This is a genomic window from Streptomyces sp. GQFP, assembly GCF_021545335.1.
Taxonomy (GTDB): domain Bacteria; phylum Actinomycetota; class Actinomycetes; order Streptomycetales; family Streptomycetaceae; genus Streptomyces.
Genome location: NZ_CP089312.1, coordinates 4,211,599 through 4,230,432, shown reverse-complemented (window position 1 = coordinate 4,230,432; position 18,834 = coordinate 4,211,599). Strand labels below are relative to the sequence as shown.

Below are 18,834 nucleotides of genomic sequence, written 5' to 3'. Positions count from 1 at the left end.
TGGAGGGGGGGCCGGAATGGGATTTGAGGGACAGATCTGGCGCCTGGAGCGGGACCGGCAACTCCTCGGCGAGATCCTGATCGACGACGCCGACTTCCCCTGGCTCAGGGGCCGCTTCGCCCCCGAGCCCGCGTTCGTCGAGGTCGAGCCCTGGTTCGTCGAGCTGCTCGCGCTGGTCGAGACGGAGGAGCACGAGCGGTTCGACGAGGTGTACGACCGGATCGCCCGGGCCCTGACTCTGGTGTCGCCGTCGGGGCCGGTCGCGGAGTTCCTCCTGCACGTCGAGGGCGACCAGGCCTGGTTCCGCTGGAGTGACGAACCGTTCGAAGACTTCGAAGACGTGGCTGAGATCAGACCTTGATCACTTGGGCACCCGTGCCGCACAGCATGACGAGATCCTCGGGGTCCGAGGTCAGGACGGTCACCGGGGCCGGTGACGCGAGCGCGGTGGCCGCGACGATCGCGTCGAGGGCGTGCTTGTGGCCGTGCAGCCCCGCCGCGGCCAGGAGCTTGCTCGCGTGGCGGGCTATGGCCTCGGTGGGCGGGATGATGTTGACGCGAGAGACGGCGTGGTCGAAGCGGGCCTGACCGGTCCTGGGATCGCGGGCCTCGACGAGGGTGACGGAGCTGGTGACGACGCGGATGTCCTCGCCCTCGGCCGCGGCCAGCCACTCGGTGAGTTCGGGCGTACGGCGCACCAGCTTCGACAGACCCTCGCAGTCCAGGACAAGGGTGCCGCTCACGCGGCGTTCACCGAACCTGTGGCGTCGCCGCGCAGAACGGCTCGCTTGGCCTCGACCGCTGCCTGGTCGACCGGGCCGTGTTCGGTTTCCGCGTCCTCGATGAGCTCGCGGAGCCGCTCGCGTTCCAATTGACGCTGGATGAGGGCTTCGACGTACGCGGACATGCCTCGCTTGCCGGTCCGCTCCTTGAGGGCGGCGATGGTGCCCTCGTGGAGGGAGACAGAGACCGGGCGGACGGGGCCTTCGCCGGGGGCGGGGGATGCGGGGGGTGTACCCATGGGGCCATTTTAACAAGAGTTTTGTTATCAAGGTGTCGCCAACGCATCGCCCCGACCGCGGCACGATCAGGAACAGAACCCTCCGTATTCCGTCGAAATCCGATCCCTTTCGCTCTACAACCCTTGAACTGACCCAGAAGTCTCTTTGCGTGAACCATGAGGTTCTACGGTGTTCGCGGGTTTGCCGTGGCTCTTGATGGGCAAGCGCTCGCCGTTCCGCTGTCGGCTGCTGACGCCGTTCCAGGGGCGCAGACGGTCGGTGCGGGCGAGCTTTCCGATGGGGGAAAATCAGGTGTCGATGCAAGGTGCGGACAGTGGGCCGCCGATGCGTGGGCGGGTCACGGCCGGGATGCAGAAGGTGATCCCGTCTCCGAGGCAGCCGCTCCCGCTGGCCACTACCGAGCATGTGCCGGGGCCTGCGGGATCCGCAGGGGCGACGAAGAAGCCCACCCGGACGACGGCGAAGCACGCCGCCCTCCCGGGGCGCGGCGACCGTCGGCTCTACGCCATCGACGGGCTCCGTCTGCTCGCCGCCCTCGTCGTGGCCCTGCATCACTACGCCGGGACCTGGAGGGTCAACCAGCCGGACAATGCGATCTGGGGCCGGGCGGTGTCCGACATCATGCCGACCTGGTTCCGGTTCTCCGCGTACGGCTGGCTCGGCGTCGAGATCTTCTTCGTCATCAGCGGGTTCGTCATCTGCATGTCGTGCTGGGGCCGCACCCCGCGCCAGTTCTTCACCTCCCGCGTGATCCGGCTCTACCCCGCGTACTGGTTCGCCATCATCTTCACCTCGGTGGCCCTGATCGTCCTGCCCGGGGTGTGGCCGCGGCACCGGGCACGCGACGTCCTGCTCAACTTCACGATGCTGCAGTCCGGTTCGTTCGTCGCGAACGTCGACAGCGTGTACTGGACCCTCTGGTCGGAAATGCGCTTCTACCTGCTCTTCATGGCCGTCGTCGTGACCGGGCTGACGTATCGCAAGGTCGTGGTGTTCTGCTGCCTCTGGGGCGCCGCCGCGATGATCGCCCCGGCGGCCGGCTTCCGCCCGGCGACACTGATCATCAACCCGGAGGGCGCCTGGTACTTCATCGCCGGCCTCGCCCTCTACCTCATGCACCGCTTCGGCCAGGACCTGCTGCTCTGGGGCATCCTCGCCATGTCCTGGCTGATGGGTCAGCGGGAACTGGGGCATCGCATCGACACGGTCGAACGCGTCTCCAGCTGGCGCGGAAGCGTGCTGATCTTCACCCTCTTCCTGCTCCTCATGGTCGCCATCGCGCTCGGCTACACCGACCGCATCCGCTGGAAATGGCTGGTCACGGCCGGTGCGCTGACCTACCCGTTCTATCTGATGCACTACCTGGTCGGTACGACGGTCATCAACCGCCTGCGCGACACCATGGACGCCCGCCTCCTGGTCGTCTCCGTGATCGCCGGCTTCCTGGTGCTGAGCTGGTTCGTCCACAAGTTCGTCGAAGCACCCCTGGCGCGGATCATGAAACGGGGCCTGGACACGTCGTTCGCACGACTGCGCAACGCCTCGTCCATGCACTGAGCCCATGCACTGAGTCCATGCGCTGACCGGCCGACCGCGCCCCCTCCGCCGAAACCCCGGGTCACCCTCCTGGCCCGGGGTTTCTCGGTGTTCGCGGACGGCCAACCGACGTCCGCCTCGCGGGCGTTGACCCGCCCGGGGCTACTCGTTCCTGCGCGGCGATCGAGTAGTGATCGAGTAGTGCTGGAATACGGCCGGACAACAAGGGAGTGCGCCGCACGACGACCGTGCGGCGCACCCAAGCAAACTGAAGGACAGTCAGGCAGTGGCCGCAGCCGCCGCCCTCCCCGCCTGCCGCCCAGAGAACAGACACCCCCCGAGGAACGTCCCCTCCAGCGACCGGTACCCATGCACCCCGCCACCCCCGAACCCCGCGACCTCCCCAGCCGCGTACAGCCCGGGAATCGGCGCCCCGGCAGCATCGAGAACCCGCCCCGACAGATCGGTCTGGAGCCCGCCCAGGGTCTTGCGCGTCAGGATGTTGAGCCGCACGGCGATCAGCGGCCCGGCGGACGAGTCCAGGATCTTGTGCGCCGACGCCGTACGGCTGAGCACGTCACCGGGATACGACAGCGCGTTCCGGATGCCCATGACCTGCGCGTCCTTGCTGTACGCGTTGTCGATCTCCCGGTCCCGCGCCTCGATCTGCCGCTGCAGCGAGGCCAGGTCGATCAGACTCGTCCCGGTCAGCTTGTTCATGCCCCGGACCAGCTCGGACAGCGTCTCGGAGACGATGAAGTCCTCGCCGTACTTCTTGAACCGCTCCAGCGGTTCCGGCGTCTGCCAGATGCGCGAGAGCAGCATCCAGATGTCCTTATTTGTTAGATCAGGATTCTGTTCGGACCCGGAGAGCGCGAACTCCTTCGCGAGGATCTTCTGGGTGGTCACGAACCACGAGTAGTCGTAACCGGTGTCGGTGATCGACTTGAGGGTGTGGAGGGTGTCGTAGCCCGGCATGTCGGGCGCGGAGAACCGCTTGCCCGTCGCGTCGAACCACATCGAGGACGGCCCGGGCAGGATCCGGATGCCGTGGCCCGCCCAGATCGGGTCGTAGTTCTTGATCCCCTCCGTGTAGTGCCACATCCGGTCCGGGTTGACGATCCGCCCGCCCGCCTTCTCGGTGATCCCGAGCATCCGCCCGTCCACGTGCGCGGGCACACCCGTGATCATCGACTTGGGCGCGGTGCCCATCCGGGCCGGCCAGTTGGCCCGTACGAGATCGTGGTTGGCGCCGATACCGCCGGACGTCACGATCACCACCTCGGCGCTCAGCTCGAAGCTCCCGACCACCGTCCGCGAACTGGCCTTGCCCCGCGCGGCTGTACTCGCTTCGAGCACCGCGCCGCGGACGCCGGTGACGACACCGTTCGTCCGCACGATCTCGTCCACGCGATGGCGGTGCTTGAACGTCACCAGCCCGTCCGCCACCGCCGCCCGCACCTTCTTCTCGAACGGTTCCACTACGGCGGGACCCGTACCCCAGGTGACGTGGAAGCGCGGTACGGAGTTGCCGTGGCCGTCCGCGAGACCGCCACCGCGCTCCGCCCAGCCGACCATCGGGAACCACTGCATGCCGAGGCCCGCCAGCCAGGACCGCTTCTCGCCGGACGCGAAGTCGACGTACGACTCGGCCCACTTATAGGCCCAGTAGTCCTGGCCGAGCGGGTCGTCGATGCCCCGGTCGAAGCCGGCCGTGCCCAGCCAGTCCTGCCAGGCCAGTTCCGGCGAGTCGTTGACGCCCATCAGGCCCTGCTCGACGGAGTCGACGAAGAACAGCCCGCCGAACGACCAGAACGCCTGCCCGCCGAGGTTGGTCTCCGGTTCCTGGTCGAGCAGCAGCACCTTGCGGCCCGCGGCGGCGAGTTCGGCCGTGGCGACCAGCCCGGCGAGACCGTGGCCGACGACGATCGCGTCGGCGGTCGTGGCCGCCGCCGAGGCCCCGAAGGCCGTACCCGTCTGGGTGAGGGCGGTGGCGGCGACCGCGCCGCCGGCCAGGGTCAGTGCCCGGCGGCGGCTGACCGGGTCAGTCAAGTGCTCCATGGGGGTGCCTTCCGGGAGGACGTACGGCGGATGCGGGTGCGAATGCGTGATCGGACGCGGGATCGGATGCGCGTGCACGGGCGCGTGGGGCGTCCGCGCGAAGGGTGTGTTTCTGGCGAGCCTGGGGTTACCGTCGGTAGCGCCCAGGGAATCAGGTCGGTACGACAGCGCGGTAGTAGCCGGGAGCCAACGCATCCGCCCCTCCGTTGTGTCCCGGCGACACCGCACCGACGCGGAAGGGAGAGGCCCATGACGGTCCTCACCGACGTCTCCGAGCGGTCCGGACGGCCCGACCGCGAGACCGTCGCCGAGGTGCTGCGCGCCATGGCCGCCGACGCGGACGTCCAGGGCGAACTCGTGCACGCGGCCCGGTCGCACTCTCCCGAGGTGGCCCGGCTCGCCGAGGCGGAGACCCACTGGCACGTCACCGCCATGATCGACGCGGCCGGCGCCTGGCTGGGCGACACGAACCTCGATGAAGGCGGCCTCCGTATAGGGGACAGCGACGAACTGGGCATCGACACCCAGGACTTCGCCGCCGCCCTCCTCCTCGGCGCCGACCGCGCAGCCCAGGGCGTGCCGATGACCGCCGTACTGCGCGGAGTTCAGGCCGCCCACACCCGCGCCGTCGAGATCACCGTCGACCGCTGCCGCTCGGCCGGCGTCCCCGACGCCGCGCTGCTCACCGCCGTCCTGCGCCTCAAGGAGTACGGCGACGCCCTGCAACGGCACGTCGTGCACGGCTACCGCGCCGCCGAGTGGGACACCCCGCGCGCCCTGGGCGAGACCCGGGCGCGACTGCTCCGCCGGCTCCTCGTCGAGGGCGAACCACCGCCCGCCGCCGAGGAGTTGACGCGCGCCGGGCTGCGCCAGGACGCCGTACGCCACCTCCTGGTCGCCCGCCCGGGCGGCGACCCCGCCCGCACCCGGCGCCTGACCCACCGCCTCGCCGCCCTGCGCGGCTGCCTCTTCGGCATGCTCGACGGCCGCCTGGTGGGCCTGTACCCGCAGCTGCCGGCGGGCGAGCGCATCGATGACGGGGAAGGAGAGGGGGAGGGGGAGTGGGGCGAGAACGGTAGCGGTAGCGGTAGCGGTACGGAGGGCGCCGGGCCGCTCGTCGTGGTCTCACCGGCCGTCCCCCTGGACGACCTCCGGGCGGCGTACGGCCTCTGTGTCCGCGCCCTGGACCGGGGCCCGTGTCTGCACCCCGGCGTGTACGAACTCACCGAGCTGGCCGCCGAGATCGCCCTCGCCGACCAGCCGCTGCTGGGCGCCTGGCTCAGCGCCCGTCTGCTCGCGGACCTGGACCCCCGGGACGACTTCCACCGCCAGATCGCGGTCACCGCGCTCGCGTTTCTCGATCACGGTCGCCGCCTGGACCGGACGGCGGCTACCCTGTTCACCCACCCCAACACCGTCCGCTATCGCCTGGCCCGCCTCCAGCAGCTCACCGGTGAGTCCCTGACCGATGATCTGCCGGGCGTCTCCTCCGGACCGCTGGGAACGTTGCACTGGTGGTGGGCGCTGCGGACGTGGTTGGAATCCGGCTCCGACTGAACGCCTTAGGGTGTTTGTGCAAGGGTGTTATGCAGAAGAGACGTACTCAATGCGTACTTAATACATCCTTACTGTAAACAGATAACATCCGACCGCGATGGTGGACGTCGGCGGCCGGAACGAGGTGGGTCTGGTGGGTGGCATGACGGTGGAGCCGCGTATCGCGGTGGCCGTGGTGACCATGGGAAACCGGCCCGCCGCGCTGAACGCGCTGCTGGAGTCGGTCGCCAAGCAGGACCTCGCCCCCGACCGCGTCGTGCTCGTCGGCAACGGCTGTCCGCTGCCCGAACTCCCCGGCCTCTCCGGCGAGGTCACCACCATCGAGGTCGACGAGAACCTCGGCTGTCCGGGCGGCCGAAACGTGGCGCTGGCCCGGCTGCGGGAGTTCGGCGACATCGACGTCGTGGTCGACCTCGACGACGACGGCCTCCTCGTCGACCCCGATGTGCTCACCCGCGTACGGGACCTGTACGCCGCCGACCCCCGGCTCGGCATCGTCGGCTTCCGCATCGCCGACGAGAACGGCGTGACCCAGCGCCGGCACGTGCCCCGGCCCGGCGCCGGCGATCCGATGCTCGGCGGGTACGTCACCCAGTTCCTCGGCGGCGGCCACGCCCTGCGCATGGAGATGCTCGACGAGACCGGCGACTGGCCGGCCGCCTTCTTCTTCGCGCACGAGGAGACCGACCTCGCCTGGCGGGCCGTCGACGCCGACTGGAAGATCCTCTACGAACCCAGGCTCCTGCTGCGCCACCCCAGCACTTCACCTGCCCGCCACGCCATCTACCACCGGGTCACCGCCCGCAACCGGGTCTGGCTGGTCCGCCGCCGACTGCCGCTGCCGCTGATCCCGGTGCACCTGGCCGTCTGGATCGCGATCACCGTCCTGCGGGCCCGCTCCACGGGCGCACTGCGGGCCTGGTTCGCCGGCTTCGCGGAGGGCCTGCGCGAACCGGCGGGCGAGCGCCGCCCGATGAGCTGGCGAACGGTGTGGAGACTGACGAGACTGGGCCGCCCACCGATCCTGTGAACCGGCGAATCCTGTGAACCGGCGAACCCGCGGACGTCGTGCCTAGGCAGCCCTGAACCGCCTGGTCTCCGTAGCCCTCCTCAGCCCTCCTTGTACGGCCACTACGCACCCACGACCTGGTCCGGGACTTCGCGCGTGAACCGGCCGCGGCCGAGCAGGCGGCCGAAACAGCGGGCGAAGAGACGGCCGCCGCCCCAGCCACCCGGCGCGGTTGACGCGCGTCACTTGGCGTCGGCATAGCACTCCACCACCGCCGTACTGAACGGAAACCGCACCGGCGTCTCCCCGAACGTCAGCCGCCCCGCCAGCTCGGCCGCCTCCCGGATCGCCGCCACGACCGTCTCCGCCTCCGCCTCGGGACAGTGCACGATCACCTCGTCGTGCTGGAAGAAGACCAGCTCGGCTGCCATCCCCGCACAGGTCCGGCGCAGCGCGGCGAGCAGCAGCAGCGTCCAGTCGGCGGCGCTGCCCTGGACGACGAAGTTCCGCGCGAAGCGGCCCCGGGCACGGGAGTTGGAGGAGGCGTACCCCGGCACCCACTCCTGCGCCTCCGCACTCGCCGGCCCGCTGCCCTCGTCCTCCGAGAGCGGGATACCGGCCTCCTCCACCGAGTCGTCGCCGGTCCGCACGGCCGGGGGACACGTACGCCCCAGCCAGGTCCGTACGAGCCGCCCCTCCTCTCCCGCGCGGGCGGCCTCGTCGACGTACGCCACCGCCTTCGGGAACCGGCGTCTGAGTGCGGCGAGGTTCTTGAGGCCGTCCCCGGACGTCTGTCCGTACACCGCGCCCAGCACGGCGAGCTTGGCCTGCTCCCGGTCGCCGGAGAACGCGCGCTCGGAGACCGACTGGTACAGGTCGCTCTCCCGCCCCGCGACCTCCATCAGCCCGGGGTCGCGCGAGATGGCGGCCAGCACCCGCGGCTCCATCTGGTCGGCGTCGGCGACCACGAGCCGCCACCCCGGGTCGGCGACCACGGCCCGCCGGATCACCTTGGGGATCTGCAGCCCGCCCCCGCCGTTGGTGACCCAGCGCCCGGTGACCGTCCCGCCCGCGAGGAACTCGGGCCGGAACCGCCCGTCCCGCACCCAGTCCTGAAGCCAGGACCAGCCATGGGCGACCCAGATCCGGTACAGCTTCTTGTACTCGACAAGCGGCTTCACCGCAGCATGATCAAGACTCTCGATCTCCCATCGCCGCGTGGACCGCACCTTGATCCCGGCCTGCGCGAAGGCCTTGACGACATCGGCGGGCAGATCGGGCCGTACCCGCCGCCCGAACGCCGCCGACACCTCGTCCGCCAGCTCGGCGAGCCGCCGGGGCTCACCGCCGCCCGCGTACCGCTCGCCCAGCAGCTCGTGGAGCAGCTCCCGATGGACGTCCGCCCGCCACGGCAGCCCCGCCGCGTTCATCTCGGCGGCCACCAGCATCCCCGCCGACTCGGCGGCCGTCAGCAGCCGCATCCGGTCCGGGTGCGCGGTCGCGTCGTGCCGGCGCTGCTGATCGGCGTACACCTCCAGCAGATCCGCCAGCGGCAGCCGCACGCTCTGCGGTTCGAACAGCGGTGACTGCGCGCCCGGCTCGGCGGCCCGCTGGGGCGGATCCGGCGGTACGGGACCACCGCGCAGCCGGCCGAGGGCCGCCGCCGCGGACCGGGGCTCACCGAGCCGCCCCTCGTGCCCGAGTAGCAGCGTCTCGGCGTCCTCGATGTCGTAGCACCGCTCGACTCGCACCCCCGTGGCGAGCAGCCGTGGATAGACCTCGGCGGTGGACCGCCACACCCACCGCGTGACCTCCGGCCGGTCACGGACGGCCGCGCCGAGATCCCCCTCCCGCCGCACCGGCCCGGCGGGCAGCCCGTCCGGACCGAGGGGGGCGATCTCCACGCCGCCGTCCTCGGCCGGAGCGAGCGCCCAGCGCTCGGCGGTGTCCGCCATCCCTGCCATGTCCGAGAGTGTGGCAGGAGGGTCTGACAATGCGCCTGACCTGGACTTTTCAGCCCTTCTCCGCGCCCTTGCCCTCGCCCTTCCCCTCGAAGTCCACCTTGATCTTCGCGAGGGCCGCGACGACGTACTCCTCCGTCGCCGCCTTGGTGAGACCGGCGCCGGAGAGCACTCCCTCGCCGTTCTCGAACTCCAGCAGGGCGAGCAGGATGTGCTCGGTACCGATGTAGTTGTGGCCCAGGCGCAGGGCCTCGCGGAAGGTGAGTTCGAGGGATTTCTTCGCGTTGGCGTCGAAGGGGATGAGGGCGGGGTCGTTCTCGCCCCGTGGCGGGAGGTCGGCGGTCGCGGCCTCGCGCACGCTGTCCAGGGAGACGCCCTGCGCGGTGATCGCCTTCGCCCCGAGGCTCTCCGGGTCGGCGAGGAGGCCGAGGATCAGATGCGCGGTGCCGATCTGGTCGTTGCCGGCGGCCTTGGCCCCTTCCTGGGAGAGGACCACCACGTTCCTGGCCCGTGGCGTGTAGCGGCTGAACCCCTGGCTCGGGTCGAGGTCCGACTCGCCCTTCGGCACGAACCGCTTCTGCGCGGCCTGCCGGGTGACGCCCATGCTCCTGCCGATGTCGGTCCAGGAGGCCCCGGAACGCCGGGCCTGGTCCACGAAGTGCCCGATCAGATGATCGGCCACCTCCCCGAGGTGATCAGCGGCGATCACCGCGTCCTGGAGCTGTTCGAGGGCGTCGGTGTGCACTTTCTTGATGGCCTCGATGAGGTCGTCGAGACGTACGGAGGCCCGGACGGGCTGATTGGTCGTCATGTGTCAACCGTAGGTTGGCAGTGGTGGACTGTCAACCAAGAGTTGACGCTCGAGGTGGCGGACATGGCACGATCGACAGGTGACCAGCAGCACCAACAACACCAACAACGCCGGCGACACCGTCGAACAAGCCTTCAAGGCGGCCCTGTACGCCGACACGGACACGACCCTCGACACGGGCGCGTCTCTCCTCGCCGCCGATCCGACGGCGGACGCCGAACTCGCCCGCCGAGGCGAGGAGTTCGTGGCGTCGGCCTGGCGCCGGGGCTGGCAGCCGGCAGATGTCGTACGCCTGGTCCGCCGCGAGCTGGACGAAGCACACGTACGCGCGGTGTCGACCCTGATAGTCGCCCAGGCCCGCAACGACCGCGCCCGGGACCACCGCTGGACGGCACAACTGACCGACCTGCGTACGGAGACCACGCACCCCGCGGCCCGCACGGACCGCTTCACGCACGCGACGACGATCTTGGAGCTGTACCGCCTCCTGCTGACACTGCCGACGCTGGAGCCCTTGGACGGCGGTTCGACCGGAGGCGCGGTCCGCCCGGAGTCCCGAATGCTGCCCCGTATCCGCGCGCTGCTGGCGAAGGCGGAGGCGACGGGCTTCCCGGAGGAGGCGGAGGCGCTGAGCGCGAAGGCCCAGGAACTGATGGCCCGGCACAGCATCGACGAGGCCCTGCTGGCGGCCGGCGCCCCCGCACCCGACGCCCCGCGCGCGTGCCGCCTGGGCGTGGACGCGCCGTACGAGGAGGCGAAGGCGGTCCTGCTCCACGCGGTGGCCGACGCGAACCGCTGCCGAGCGGTGTGGAACGAGGCGCTGGGCTTCTCGACGGTGGTGGGCTTCGAACCGGACCTGGAGACGGTGGAACTCCTGTACACGTCGCTGCTGGTGCAGGCCACGACGGCGATGACGAGGGCGGAGGCGGCGCAGCGGGCGCAGGGTCGCAAGCGCACAAAAACATTCCGCCAGTCCTTCCTGGCGGCGTACGCCTACAAGATGGGCGCACGCCTGGAGGAGGCGGCAGCAACACAAAGTCCGGCGCCCGAGACGGCCGACTCCCTGCTCCCGATCCTGGCGACCCGAGACCTGGCGGTCACGGCCCACCTGACCCACCTGTTCCCGACGACAACGACAACGCGCCTGAGGGGCGTAACAGACGAGGCAGGCTGGACAGAAGGCACACGAGCGGCAGCCCAGGCAGCGCTGCACGACCGCCGACGCCTACCGGGCGCCTAGGGGGCCTTGTCCAGCCGCGGCGGCCCGGCGACGGCTGATCGCGCAGTTCCCCGCGCCCCCGAAAACGCCGCCTGTCCCGATCCGTCTGTCTGCGGCCCGGTGGGGGCTGCTCGCGCAGTTCCCCGCGCCTCTGAAAACGCCGCCTGTCCCGATCCGTCCGTCTGCGGTCCGGTGGGGGCTGGTCGCGCAGTTCCCCGCGCCCCTGAAGGGGCGCCCCAGCGGCCCGGAGTTCACAGGCACCGAGCCGCGCGACCAACTCGCCCGCCGCCTCCCGCCCAGCCGCGGGCATGCGCGCCGTTGGGCGGCGCCCATCAAACCCGCATAGCTGCGGGCATGCGTGCCGCTAAGGGCGGCACGGGTGGGCGCAGCGGCACCCCGTACAGCGCCGGGCTGCGCGACCCACCCCGAGGTTCACGTCAACGCCGGGTGCCTTGGACGCCGCCCGCCCCCGAGGTCCACGTCAACCAGGGGCGCCGTGGACACCGCCACCCCCCGGAGGGACCCCCTCAGGACCCCAACCCCGCCGTAGGCAACCCCGACGGCAGCTGGCCGCCCTCCGCCTTCGTGTACGTCTCCGTGCCGAGACCGCTCTCCCACGTCACCTTCATCGACGTCGCGTCAACGGAGTCGACCATCCCCTCGGCCCGGTCCTTGTTCCCGTCGGAGCATGTGAGCCGGATCATCTGCATCCCCGTCTCCTTGCCCGCCGTACCGCTGCAGACCATCCCCCCGGTCGCGAACAGCCCGGCCTTCGCCCCGGTGACCACCAGCGCCACAGCACTGCCCTTGCTGGTGGTCAACCAACTGCCCGCCAACGCCGTGTCCGCCGCGGTCGTACCCCCGCTGCCCGAGCCCGAGCCCGATCCGGAGTCGGAGGGCGACGGCGAAGAGGACGCGGCCGACGAGCCCGTACCCCCGCTCCCCGCCCCGTCGTCCGACCCCCCGTCACCACTGCACCCGGCCAGCAACACCACCCCAGCCACCCCGGCCACCGAAGCCACACCAGCCCTGCGCAGCAGCCCGCGCGCGTACGACACCGAAGTCACCGAAGTCACCGAGTTCAGCGAAGTCACCGGGAAGCTCCCAACCAGTAGCCGTCGGCAAGAGCCGTCACGACCGCACGACAGGACCGCAGCAAGCTACCAGGAGGACTTTCGAACCCCTGGGAGGAACCCTGCATGCGCCTGTGAACGCAAGCTCACCCGCGACAGCCCGAACGCCCGGAAGTACCCGCGGGGCCGCCCGTCCACCTGGTCCCGGTTCCGCACGCGCGTCGCGCTCGCATCCCGAGGCTGCCGTTCCAGCTCCCGCCGCGCAGCAGCCCGCTCCGCCTCCGTCGACCCCGGCCGCCGGATGATCTCCTTCAGCTCGGCCCGCCGCTCCGCGTACCGCGCGACGATCTCCTGCCGCTTCCCGTTCTTCGCGATCTTGCTCTTCTTCGCCATGTCGCTACTCCCTTACCCCTTCTGCCCTTTCCGCCCTTTCCGTCCCCTCAGACCCTGACTCCACGCGCCCGAATCCGGGCCACCGCCGCCTCGACCCCGATCGTGTCGACGGTCTTGATCCCCTTCGTGCTCAGCCGCAGCCGCACATGCCTGCCCTCGCTCGGCAGCCAGTACCGCTTCGACTGGATGTTCGGGTTGAAACGGCGCGACGTACGCCGGTGCGAGTGGCTGATGTTGTTGCCGAAGCCCGGCTGGGCGCTGGTCAGCATGCAGTGGGCGGACAAGGTGACGCACCTCTCTCGGTTGGATCTCGTTCAGGTTATGCAAATGGAAGTCGTTTTCAGTAAGATACCAGCATGGCTCGCAACGAACTCCGGCCGGTCATCAAGCTCCGGTCCACGGCCGGGACCGGCTACACGTACGTCACCCGCAAGAACCGCCGCAACGACCCGGACCGTATGACCCTGCGCAAGTACGACCCGGTCGCCGGCCGTCACGTCGACTTCCGAGAGGAGCGCTGATCAGCCGCCATGCGTAAGGGAATCCACCCGGCGTACGGGCCCGTCGTCTTCCGCGACCGGGCCGCGAACCACGCCTTCCTCACCCAGTCCACGATGACCAGCGAGAAGACGGTCGACTGGGAGGACGGCAACACCTACCCCGTCGTCGACGTCGAGATCTCGAACATCAGCCACCCCTTCTACACCGGCACGGCCCGAGTCCTGGACACGGCCGGCCGCGTGGAGCGCTTCGAGCGCCGGTACGGCAAGAAGGGCTGAGGGGCCACACGTGCAGGCGCACAAGCATGAGCATGAGCACGAGCCTTCGGGAACGGCTCGCAACCTCTCCGTGGCGATCGTCGGCGGACTCCACGCCGACGCCCGCAAGGCAGCCGTCGCCCGGCTGCTCGTCGACGTCCCCGGCAGCGTCGTACTCCACCACGACCTCGCCACGGCCGTCGCCGGCACGGTCGTCCGGACCGTCAGCGACGCCGGCGGCATCCTCTCCGCGGGAGAGGCGCCGCTGGTCAACGACTGTGCGTGCTGTGCCCTGCGCGAGGACCTCGTCCCGGAGCTGCGGCGGCTCGCGGACGCCGGGCTGACGCGGCTGGCGATCGTCGAACTGTGGGACTCCGTCGAGCCCAAGGCGATGGCCGAGGTGGTGACGGCGGGCGGCCTCACGGTCACCGGCGTCATCACCGCCGTCGACCCCGCGCTGCTGCTGCCGTACCTCGGCAACGGCGACGACCTGGCCGAACGTGGCCTCGCCGCCGCGGCCACCGACCGGCGCACGGTCGCGGACACCTTCGCCCGCCAGCTGGAGTACGCCACCGTCCTCGCCCTCGTCGACTCCCCGGAGGCCGACGACGAGGACCGCGAACTGCTCGCCCAGCTCCACCCGACAGCCCGCCAAGTCCCCGTAACGGGCGGCCACCCAGGGGACTTGGCGGGCCCGGCATCAAGGGAGACGGCGCCGCTCTCCCCCCTCGCCTCCGCCGCCCTCGCCGGATTCGACGTCGAGGCCGCCGCCGCTGCCCAGCACCCGGCGTGCGCCCTGCTGCCCGCCGAGGCCGACGCGCACGGCGTGTCCACCTTCGTCTGGCACCGGCGCCGCCCCTTCCACCCGGAGCGGCTGTACGAGGCGCTGGAGGACCTGACCTGTGCCGCAGCCCGCAGCCGGGGCCGGTTCTGGCTCGCCGACCACCCGGACACACTGCTCCACTGGGACGCGGCGGGCGGCGCTCTGTGCGTGGAGAGCGCGGGCCCCTGGCTCGCCTCCCTCCCGGACGCCGCCTGGGACATGGTCCCGCCCGTACGCCGGGCCGCCGCCGCCCTCGACTGGCACCCCGAACACGGCGACTGCTGCCAGCACCTGGTGTTCACGTCCCCCGGCCTCGACCGCGACGGGCTTGCCGAGCTCCTGGAGTCGTGCCTGCTCACCGACGCCGAGTACGAGGGCGGGCGCGTCGCCTGGAAGCGTCTGCCGCCCGCCTTCGACACCCTCCTGGAGGTCTGACCCCGCCATGGCCCGCAAGATCGAACGCAAGCCCGTCAAGGCCCGCCCCAACCCGCTGGACGCCGCCAAGATCACGTACATCGACTACAAGGACACGGATCTGCTGCGGAAGTTCATCTCCGACCGCGGCAAGATCCGCAGCCGCCGGGTCACCCGCGTCTCGGCCCAGCAGCAGCGGATGCTCGCCCGCGCGATCAAGAACGCCAGGGAGATGGCGCTGCTGCCGTACGTGTCCCGCTAGCCCCACGCATACCTTCAGCCCCGTACCCCCGCCTCCATTTGTCCCAGGAGGTGGGGGTACGGGTGTGCTGGGGGCCCGTGGGGGAACGCGTAGGGGCGCGCGTGCGTCAAGGTGTGTAGCGGCGCGAACACCCCGCGTGCACGTGCATCTGACCGTGCGCATGCGCATGCATACGCCCGTGCATACGTCCATGCGTCTGCACGTGAACAGAGTTATGATCCGGGTCAGTTGACCACTGCAGCAATGGCCTCACCAGCCAGTGCACCACCAGGGAGCGACCTGTGGACCACGACGTGTACGACGTTGGCGTAGACGATGAGTCCGGCGTGTACAACGGCATGGCCGCCGCGCGGCTGGACGGCGTCGCCGCCTGGCAGAAGAGCCGGCACAGCAACTCGCAGGGTTCCTGCGTGGAGTTCGCGCGGCTGCCCGGCGGCGAGGTGGCGGTACGCAACTCCCGCTTCCCCGACGGTCCGGCGCTCGTCTACACGCGCGCCGAGATCGAGGCGATGCTCCTCGGCATCAAGGACGGCGAGTTCGACCATCTGATCGCGAGCTGACCGCCCCGCTTCCGTTCCGGCGCCGAAGCCGGTCGAAGCGGGGCGTAACCACTGTTCAACTCACGGTGACGCGCGTAGAACCGAGACGCGAGAAAACGCCCGCCTCACTCCGCGGGGTGCAGCCGGAACAGCGCCCAGACGACCTTGCCGCCCAGCGAGCCCGAGAGCGGGTGCCAGCCCCAGCTGTCGCTGAACGAGTCGACCAGGAACAGCCCGCGCCCCGACTCGGCCGAGAAGTCCTCCGAGAACTCCTCGGCGTCGTACGCCACCGGACTCTCCCGGCTCGGATCGCGCACCGCGCACACCAGCCGCTCGGTCCAGCGCATCAGATGCAGCCGTACGGGCGGCTCCTGGGCCGACGGGAGCGAGGTGTCCGCGGGCACCGCGTGCCGCAGGGCGTTGGTGACCAGCTCGGAGACGACCAGGCAGACATCGTCGAAGCGGTCGCCGACGTCCCACTGGGCGAGTGTTCTGCGGCTGAACTGCCGTGCCTCGCGCACCGCTTCGTAGCGGGCGGGCAGCGCGCACGACGCCGCGTTGGACACGGTGGAGGGATCCAGTGGCGGAAGGCCCTGCCTTAACGGCTCGAGCATGGTTGATCCATTCGTCCCCATGCGAGGCACTCCCGGGAGATCGCGGTCGTTGCGAAGCAGTCATTGCGTTGCAGCGGTGGCGCGAGACCATGGTTTCCGATGCGTACGGCGGATGCAAGGGCAGATGCACGTGCACGCGCCCCAATTGGACCCTCCCGTACCGCTTCTTGGTCATTTTTTCCGCCAACTTTTCACCTCTGGCTGGTCTTCCCCTTGCCCCAACCTGTGCGTACGCTCTGACGTCTTCCCATTTGAGTAACCGGACGAGTACTGCTCGGAGTGATTTAGTGGCAGACTGCGGCCCCTGGAGAGGTTGGGGAGGTTGTCGAACGTGAGCGCGGGAGAGCCGGGATCGGTGGTGCGGCGCATGCTGCTCGGATCACACCTGAGGCGACTGCGTGAGGCGCGGGGGATCACGCGAGAGGCGGCGGGTTACTCGATCCGTGCCTCCGAGTCGAAGATCAGTCGTATGGAGCTGGGACGGGTGAGCTTCAAGACGCGGGACGTCGAGGACCTGCTGACGCTGTACGGCGTGAGCGACGAGGCCGAGCGCAACGCGCTCCTCTCCCTCGCCAGAGAGGCCAACGTCGCGGGCTGGTGGCACAGTTACTCGGACGTCCTGCCGAGCTGGTTCCCCACCTACGTGGGCCTGGAGGGCGCGGCATCACTGATCCGCGCCTACGAAGTCCAGTTCGTGCACGGCCTGTTGCAGACCGAGGCGTACGCGAGTGCGGTCGTCGGGCGCGGCATGAAGGGCGCGAGCCCCGACGACATCGAGCGCCGGGTCGCGCTGCGCCTGGAGCGGCAGAAGAACCTCCTCTCCGACGGCGGCGCGGAGTTCCATGTCGTCCTGGACGAGGCGGCCCTGCGCCGGCCGTACGGCGACCGCGAGGTGATGCGCGGCCAGCTCCAGCATCTGATCGACGTCTCCGAGCGGCCCAACGTACGGCTGCAGATCATGCCGTTCGGCTTCGGCGGACACGCGGGCGAGAGCGGCGCGTTCACCATCCTGAGCTTCCCGGAGTCGGACCTGTCCGACGTGATCTTCCTGGAGCAGCTCACCAGCGCGCTGTACCTGGACAAGGCGGAGGACGTCACCCAGTACGAGAAGGCGATGAAGGAGCTCCAGCAGGACAGCCCCGGGCCGGGCGAGAGCCGGGACCTGCTGAGGGGTCTGCTGCAACTGTCGTGACCGGCGAGCCGGTTGATCCCCCAACTCCCTTGGAACGCACGTACGATGACGTGCGATCAGACCGTGATAAGGGCTTTACGGTATTGAGGGATTGAGGGATCACATGCCAGCACCTGCGTACTACTTCACCGACCTCGCGCAGCAGTACATCGGCGGTGAGTGGCGCCCGGGCACCGGCTCCTGGGACATCATCGACTTCAACCCGTACGACGGCGAGAAGCTCGCCGCCATCACGATCGCCACGGTGGACGAGGTCGACGAGGCGTACCGTGCCGCCGCCGCGGCCCAGAAGGAATGGGCCACGACCAACCCGTACGCCCGCCGCGCGGTCTTCGAGAGAGCCCTGCGCATCATCGAGGACCAGGAGCAGGAGATCGCCGCGGCGATCATCGCCGAACTCGGCGGCACCCACCTCAAGGCCGGCTTCGAACTGCACCTCGCCAAGGAGTTCCTGCGCGAGTCGATCCGCCTGGCGCTGACCCCCGAGGGAGAGATCATCCCCTCGCCGGTCGACGGCAAGGAGAACCGCGTCTACCGCGTCCCGGTGGGTGTGGTGGGCGTGATCAGCCCCTTCAACTTCCCCTTCCTGCTCGCCCTGAAGTCGGTCGCCCCGGCCCTCGCGCTCGGCAACGGCGTCGTCCTCAAGCCGCACCAGGACACCCCGATAGTCGGCGGCTCCCTGGTGGCGAAGATCTTCGAGGACGCGGGCCTGCCGCCGGGCCTGCTGAACGTGATCATCACGGACATATCCGAGATAGGCGACGCGTTCATAGAGCACCCGATCCCGAAGGTCATCTCCTTCACCGGCTCGGACAAGATCGGCCGCCACGTCGCGGCTGTCTGTGCCCCCCTCTTCAAGAACGTGGTCCTCGAACTCGGCGGCAACAGCGCCCTGGTGGTCCTGGACGACGCGGACGTCGACTACGCGGTCGACGCGGCGGTCTTCAGCCGGTACGTCCATCAGGGCCAGGTCTGCATGGCCGCCAACCGGGTCCTGGTGGACCGCTCGATCGCCGCCGAGTTCACCGAGAAGTTCGTGACCAAGGTCAAGTCCCTGAAGGTGGGCGACCCGAGCGACCCCACCACGGTCATCGGCCCGGTGATCAACTCGTCCCAGGCGGAGGCGCTCTCGGGCGTGGTGCGACGGGCACTGGAGGACGGCGCGACGGCGCTGCTGCACGGCACGACGAAGGACAACCTGGTCGAGCCGTCGGTCCTGACCGACCTCGCCGCCGACTCGCCCCTCCTCCAGCAGGAGATCTTCGGCCCGGTGGCCCTCCTCGTCCCCTTCGACGGCGAGGAGGAGGCGGTCCGCCTCGTCAACAACACGCCGTACGGCCTCAGCGGCGCCGTCCACACGGCCGACGTCGAACGCGGCATCGCCTTCGCCAAGCAGATCGACACGGGCATGTTCCACGTCAACGACGGCACGGTCCACGACGAGCCCCTGGTCGCCTTCGGCGGCGAGAAGTCCTCGGGCATCGGCCGCCTGAACGGCGAGGCGACGGTGGCGGCGTTCACGACCCAGAAGTGGATCTCCGTGCAGCACGGGCGGAGCGGCTTCCCGTTCTGAGCTGTCGGTTCTGCCGC

At 70.0% G+C, this 18,834-nt stretch carries 21 protein-coding genes; 12 read left to right on the top strand and 9 right to left on the bottom strand.

Annotated elements, in window-relative coordinates:
- Nucleotides 1-16 precede the first annotated feature (16 nt).
- A complete protein-coding gene (locus LUX31_RS18790; protein ID WP_235475930.1) occupies nucleotides 17-361 on the top strand; it encodes a hypothetical protein in 345 nt (114 codons plus the stop codon).
- Here LUX31_RS18790 and LUX31_RS18785 read toward each other — a convergent pair.
- Both LUX31_RS18785 and LUX31_RS18780 read right to left on the bottom strand, forming a co-directional pair.
- Nucleotides 351-743, bottom strand: a complete 393-nt coding sequence (locus LUX31_RS18785) for a type II toxin-antitoxin system VapC family toxin (protein WP_235475929.1) — start codon at nucleotides 741-743, stop codon at nucleotides 351-353. The genes LUX31_RS18790 and LUX31_RS18785 overlap by 11 nt on opposite strands.
- Nucleotides 740-1,021 carry a hypothetical protein gene (locus tag LUX31_RS18780; RefSeq protein WP_235475928.1) on the bottom strand — a complete coding sequence of 94 codons (282 nt, stop codon included), beginning with the start codon at nucleotides 1,019-1,021 and terminating at the stop codon, nucleotides 740-742. Before LUX31_RS18780 ends, LUX31_RS18785 begins: the two co-directional genes overlap by 4 nt.
- Nucleotides 1,022-1,313: 292 nt before the next feature.
- On the opposite strand from LUX31_RS18780, the gene LUX31_RS18775 reads away from it, so the two are divergent.
- Nucleotides 1,314-2,579: an acyltransferase family protein gene (locus tag LUX31_RS18775; RefSeq protein WP_235475927.1), complete on the top strand. Its 1,266-nt coding sequence runs from the start codon at nucleotides 1,314-1,316 to the stop codon at nucleotides 2,577-2,579.
- 258 nt (nucleotides 2,580-2,837) lie between these two features.
- Here the strand turns inward: LUX31_RS18775 and LUX31_RS18770 are convergent, their stop codons facing one another.
- Nucleotides 2,838-4,619 (bottom strand): FAD-binding dehydrogenase, encoded by a 1,782-nt coding sequence (locus tag LUX31_RS18770; RefSeq protein WP_235475926.1) that lies wholly within the window; start codon nucleotides 4,617-4,619, stop codon nucleotides 2,838-2,840.
- A 249-nt stretch (nucleotides 4,620-4,868) separates the two neighbouring features.
- Here LUX31_RS18770 and LUX31_RS18765 point away from each other — a divergent pair, with 249 nt between their 5' ends.
- Complete coding sequence (locus LUX31_RS18765; RefSeq protein ID WP_235475925.1) at nucleotides 4,869-6,176, top strand: PucR family transcriptional regulator; 1,308 nt, start codon at nucleotides 4,869-4,871, stop codon at nucleotides 6,174-6,176.
- A 97-nt stretch (nucleotides 6,177-6,273) separates the two neighbouring features.
- The gene (locus LUX31_RS18760; protein ID WP_235475924.1) at nucleotides 6,274-7,206 is read left to right on the top strand and encodes a glycosyltransferase family 2 protein; all 933 of its coding nucleotides are present in this window, start codon (nucleotides 6,274-6,276) and stop codon (nucleotides 7,204-7,206) included.
- 221 nt (nucleotides 7,207-7,427) lie between these two features.
- On the opposite strand, the gene LUX31_RS18755 is transcribed toward LUX31_RS18760, so the two are convergent.
- A complete protein-coding gene (locus LUX31_RS18755) occupies nucleotides 7,428-9,140 on the bottom strand; it encodes a bifunctional 3'-5' exonuclease/DNA polymerase (protein ID WP_235479977.1) in 1,713 nt (570 codons plus the stop codon).
- A 58-nt stretch (nucleotides 9,141-9,198) separates the two neighbouring features.
- A complete protein-coding gene (locus LUX31_RS18750) occupies nucleotides 9,199-9,957 on the bottom strand; it encodes a Clp protease N-terminal domain-containing protein (protein ID WP_235475923.1) in 759 nt (252 codons plus the stop codon).
- A 79-nt stretch (nucleotides 9,958-10,036) separates the two neighbouring features.
- On the opposite strand from LUX31_RS18750, the gene LUX31_RS18745 reads away from it, so the two are divergent.
- Nucleotides 10,037-11,197: a DUF2786 domain-containing protein gene (locus tag LUX31_RS18745; protein WP_235475922.1), complete on the top strand. Its 1,161-nt coding sequence runs from the start codon at nucleotides 10,037-10,039 to the stop codon at nucleotides 11,195-11,197.
- Between the two features lie 506 nt (nucleotides 11,198-11,703).
- Here the strand turns inward: LUX31_RS18745 and LUX31_RS18740 are convergent.
- From LUX31_RS18740 to rpmB, 3 genes are all read right to left on the bottom strand, one after another.
- The gene (locus LUX31_RS18740; RefSeq protein WP_235475921.1) at nucleotides 11,704-12,270 is read right to left on the bottom strand and encodes a hypothetical protein; all 567 of its coding nucleotides are present in this window, start codon (nucleotides 12,268-12,270) and stop codon (nucleotides 11,704-11,706) included.
- A gap of 66 nt (nucleotides 12,271-12,336) precedes the next feature.
- Nucleotides 12,337-12,642: a 30S ribosomal protein S14 gene (rpsN, locus tag LUX31_RS18735; protein ID WP_235475920.1), complete on the bottom strand. Its 306-nt coding sequence runs from the start codon at nucleotides 12,640-12,642 to the stop codon at nucleotides 12,337-12,339.
- A 47-nt stretch (nucleotides 12,643-12,689) separates the two neighbouring features.
- A complete protein-coding gene (gene rpmB / locus LUX31_RS18730; protein ID WP_235475919.1) occupies nucleotides 12,690-12,926 on the bottom strand; it encodes a 50S ribosomal protein L28 in 237 nt (78 codons plus the stop codon).
- A gap of 72 nt (nucleotides 12,927-12,998) precedes the next feature.
- On the opposite strand from rpmB, the gene rpmG reads away from it, so the two are divergent.
- From rpmG to LUX31_RS18705, 5 genes are all read left to right on the top strand, one after another.
- Nucleotides 12,999-13,163 (top strand): 50S ribosomal protein L33, encoded by a 165-nt coding sequence (rpmG, locus tag LUX31_RS18725; protein ID WP_030573688.1) that lies wholly within the window; start codon nucleotides 12,999-13,001, stop codon nucleotides 13,161-13,163.
- Between the two features lie 9 nt (nucleotides 13,164-13,172).
- Nucleotides 13,173-13,421, top strand: a complete 249-nt coding sequence (locus LUX31_RS18720; RefSeq protein ID WP_105970889.1) for a type B 50S ribosomal protein L31 — start codon at nucleotides 13,173-13,175, stop codon at nucleotides 13,419-13,421.
- A gap of 10 nt (nucleotides 13,422-13,431) precedes the next feature.
- Nucleotides 13,432-14,658: a CobW family GTP-binding protein gene (locus tag LUX31_RS18715; RefSeq protein WP_443045978.1), complete on the top strand. Its 1,227-nt coding sequence runs from the start codon at nucleotides 13,432-13,434 to the stop codon at nucleotides 14,656-14,658.
- Between the two features lie 7 nt (nucleotides 14,659-14,665).
- A complete protein-coding gene (gene rpsR, locus LUX31_RS18710) occupies nucleotides 14,666-14,899 on the top strand; it encodes a 30S ribosomal protein S18 (RefSeq protein WP_235475918.1) in 234 nt (77 codons plus the stop codon).
- 281 nt (nucleotides 14,900-15,180) lie between these two features.
- Complete coding sequence (locus LUX31_RS18705; RefSeq protein WP_235475917.1) at nucleotides 15,181-15,459, top strand: DUF397 domain-containing protein; 279 nt, start codon at nucleotides 15,181-15,183, stop codon at nucleotides 15,457-15,459.
- A gap of 104 nt (nucleotides 15,460-15,563) precedes the next feature.
- Here the strand turns inward: LUX31_RS18705 and LUX31_RS18700 are convergent, their stop codons facing one another.
- Complete coding sequence (locus LUX31_RS18700) at nucleotides 15,564-16,073, bottom strand: ATP-binding protein (protein ID WP_235475916.1); 510 nt, start codon at nucleotides 16,071-16,073, stop codon at nucleotides 15,564-15,566.
- A gap of 346 nt (nucleotides 16,074-16,419) precedes the next feature.
- Here LUX31_RS18700 and LUX31_RS18695 point away from each other — a divergent pair, with 346 nt between their 5' ends.
- On the top strand, nucleotides 16,420-17,244 hold the full coding sequence (locus LUX31_RS18695; RefSeq protein ID WP_235479975.1) for a helix-turn-helix domain-containing protein: 825 nt from the start codon (nucleotides 16,420-16,422) through the stop codon (nucleotides 17,242-17,244).
- Between the two features lie 103 nt (nucleotides 17,245-17,347).
- Nucleotides 17,348-18,817 (top strand): aldehyde dehydrogenase family protein, encoded by a 1,470-nt coding sequence (locus LUX31_RS18690; protein ID WP_235475915.1) that lies wholly within the window; start codon nucleotides 17,348-17,350, stop codon nucleotides 18,815-18,817.
- Nucleotides 18,818-18,834 lie beyond the last annotated feature (17 nt).

Bases quoted from the DNA above. Each gene is read 5' to 3' on its own strand.
- LUX31_RS18690 (WP_235475915.1), top strand. From the start codon at position 17,348: ATGCCAGCACCTGCGTACTACTTCACCGACCTCGCGCAGCAGTACATC.
- LUX31_RS18780 (WP_235475928.1), bottom strand. From the start codon at position 1,021: ATGGGTACACCCCCCGCATCCCCCGCCCCCGGCGAAGGCCCCGTCCGC.
- LUX31_RS18750 (WP_235475923.1), bottom strand. From the start codon at position 9,957: ATGACGACCAATCAGCCCGTCCGGGCCTCCGTACGTCTCGACGACCTC.
- LUX31_RS18790 (WP_235475930.1), top strand. From the start codon at position 17: ATGGGATTTGAGGGACAGATCTGGCGCCTGGAGCGGGACCGGCAACTC.
- rpsR (WP_235475918.1), top strand. From the start codon at position 14,666: ATGGCCCGCAAGATCGAACGCAAGCCCGTCAAGGCCCGCCCCAACCCG.
- LUX31_RS18700 (WP_235475916.1), bottom strand. From the start codon at position 16,073: ATGGGGACGAATGGATCAACCATGCTCGAGCCGTTAAGGCAGGGCCTT.
- LUX31_RS18695 (WP_235479975.1), top strand. From the start codon at position 16,420: ATGCTGCTCGGATCACACCTGAGGCGACTGCGTGAGGCGCGGGGGATC.
- LUX31_RS18765 (WP_235475925.1), top strand. From the start codon at position 4,869: ATGACGGTCCTCACCGACGTCTCCGAGCGGTCCGGACGGCCCGACCGC.
- LUX31_RS18760 (WP_235475924.1), top strand. From the start codon at position 6,274: ATGGTGGACGTCGGCGGCCGGAACGAGGTGGGTCTGGTGGGTGGCATG.
- rpmG (WP_030573688.1), top strand. From the start codon at position 12,999: ATGGCTCGCAACGAACTCCGGCCGGTCATCAAGCTCCGGTCCACGGCC.
- rpsN (WP_235475920.1), bottom strand. From the start codon at position 12,642: ATGGCGAAGAAGAGCAAGATCGCGAAGAACGGGAAGCGGCAGGAGATC.
- LUX31_RS18720 (WP_105970889.1), top strand. From the start codon at position 13,173: ATGCGTAAGGGAATCCACCCGGCGTACGGGCCCGTCGTCTTCCGCGAC.
- LUX31_RS18755 (WP_235479977.1), bottom strand. From the start codon at position 9,140: ATGGCGGACACCGCCGAGCGCTGGGCGCTCGCTCCGGCCGAGGACGGC.
- LUX31_RS18770 (WP_235475926.1), bottom strand. From the start codon at position 4,619: ATGGAGCACTTGACTGACCCGGTCAGCCGCCGCCGGGCACTGACCCTG.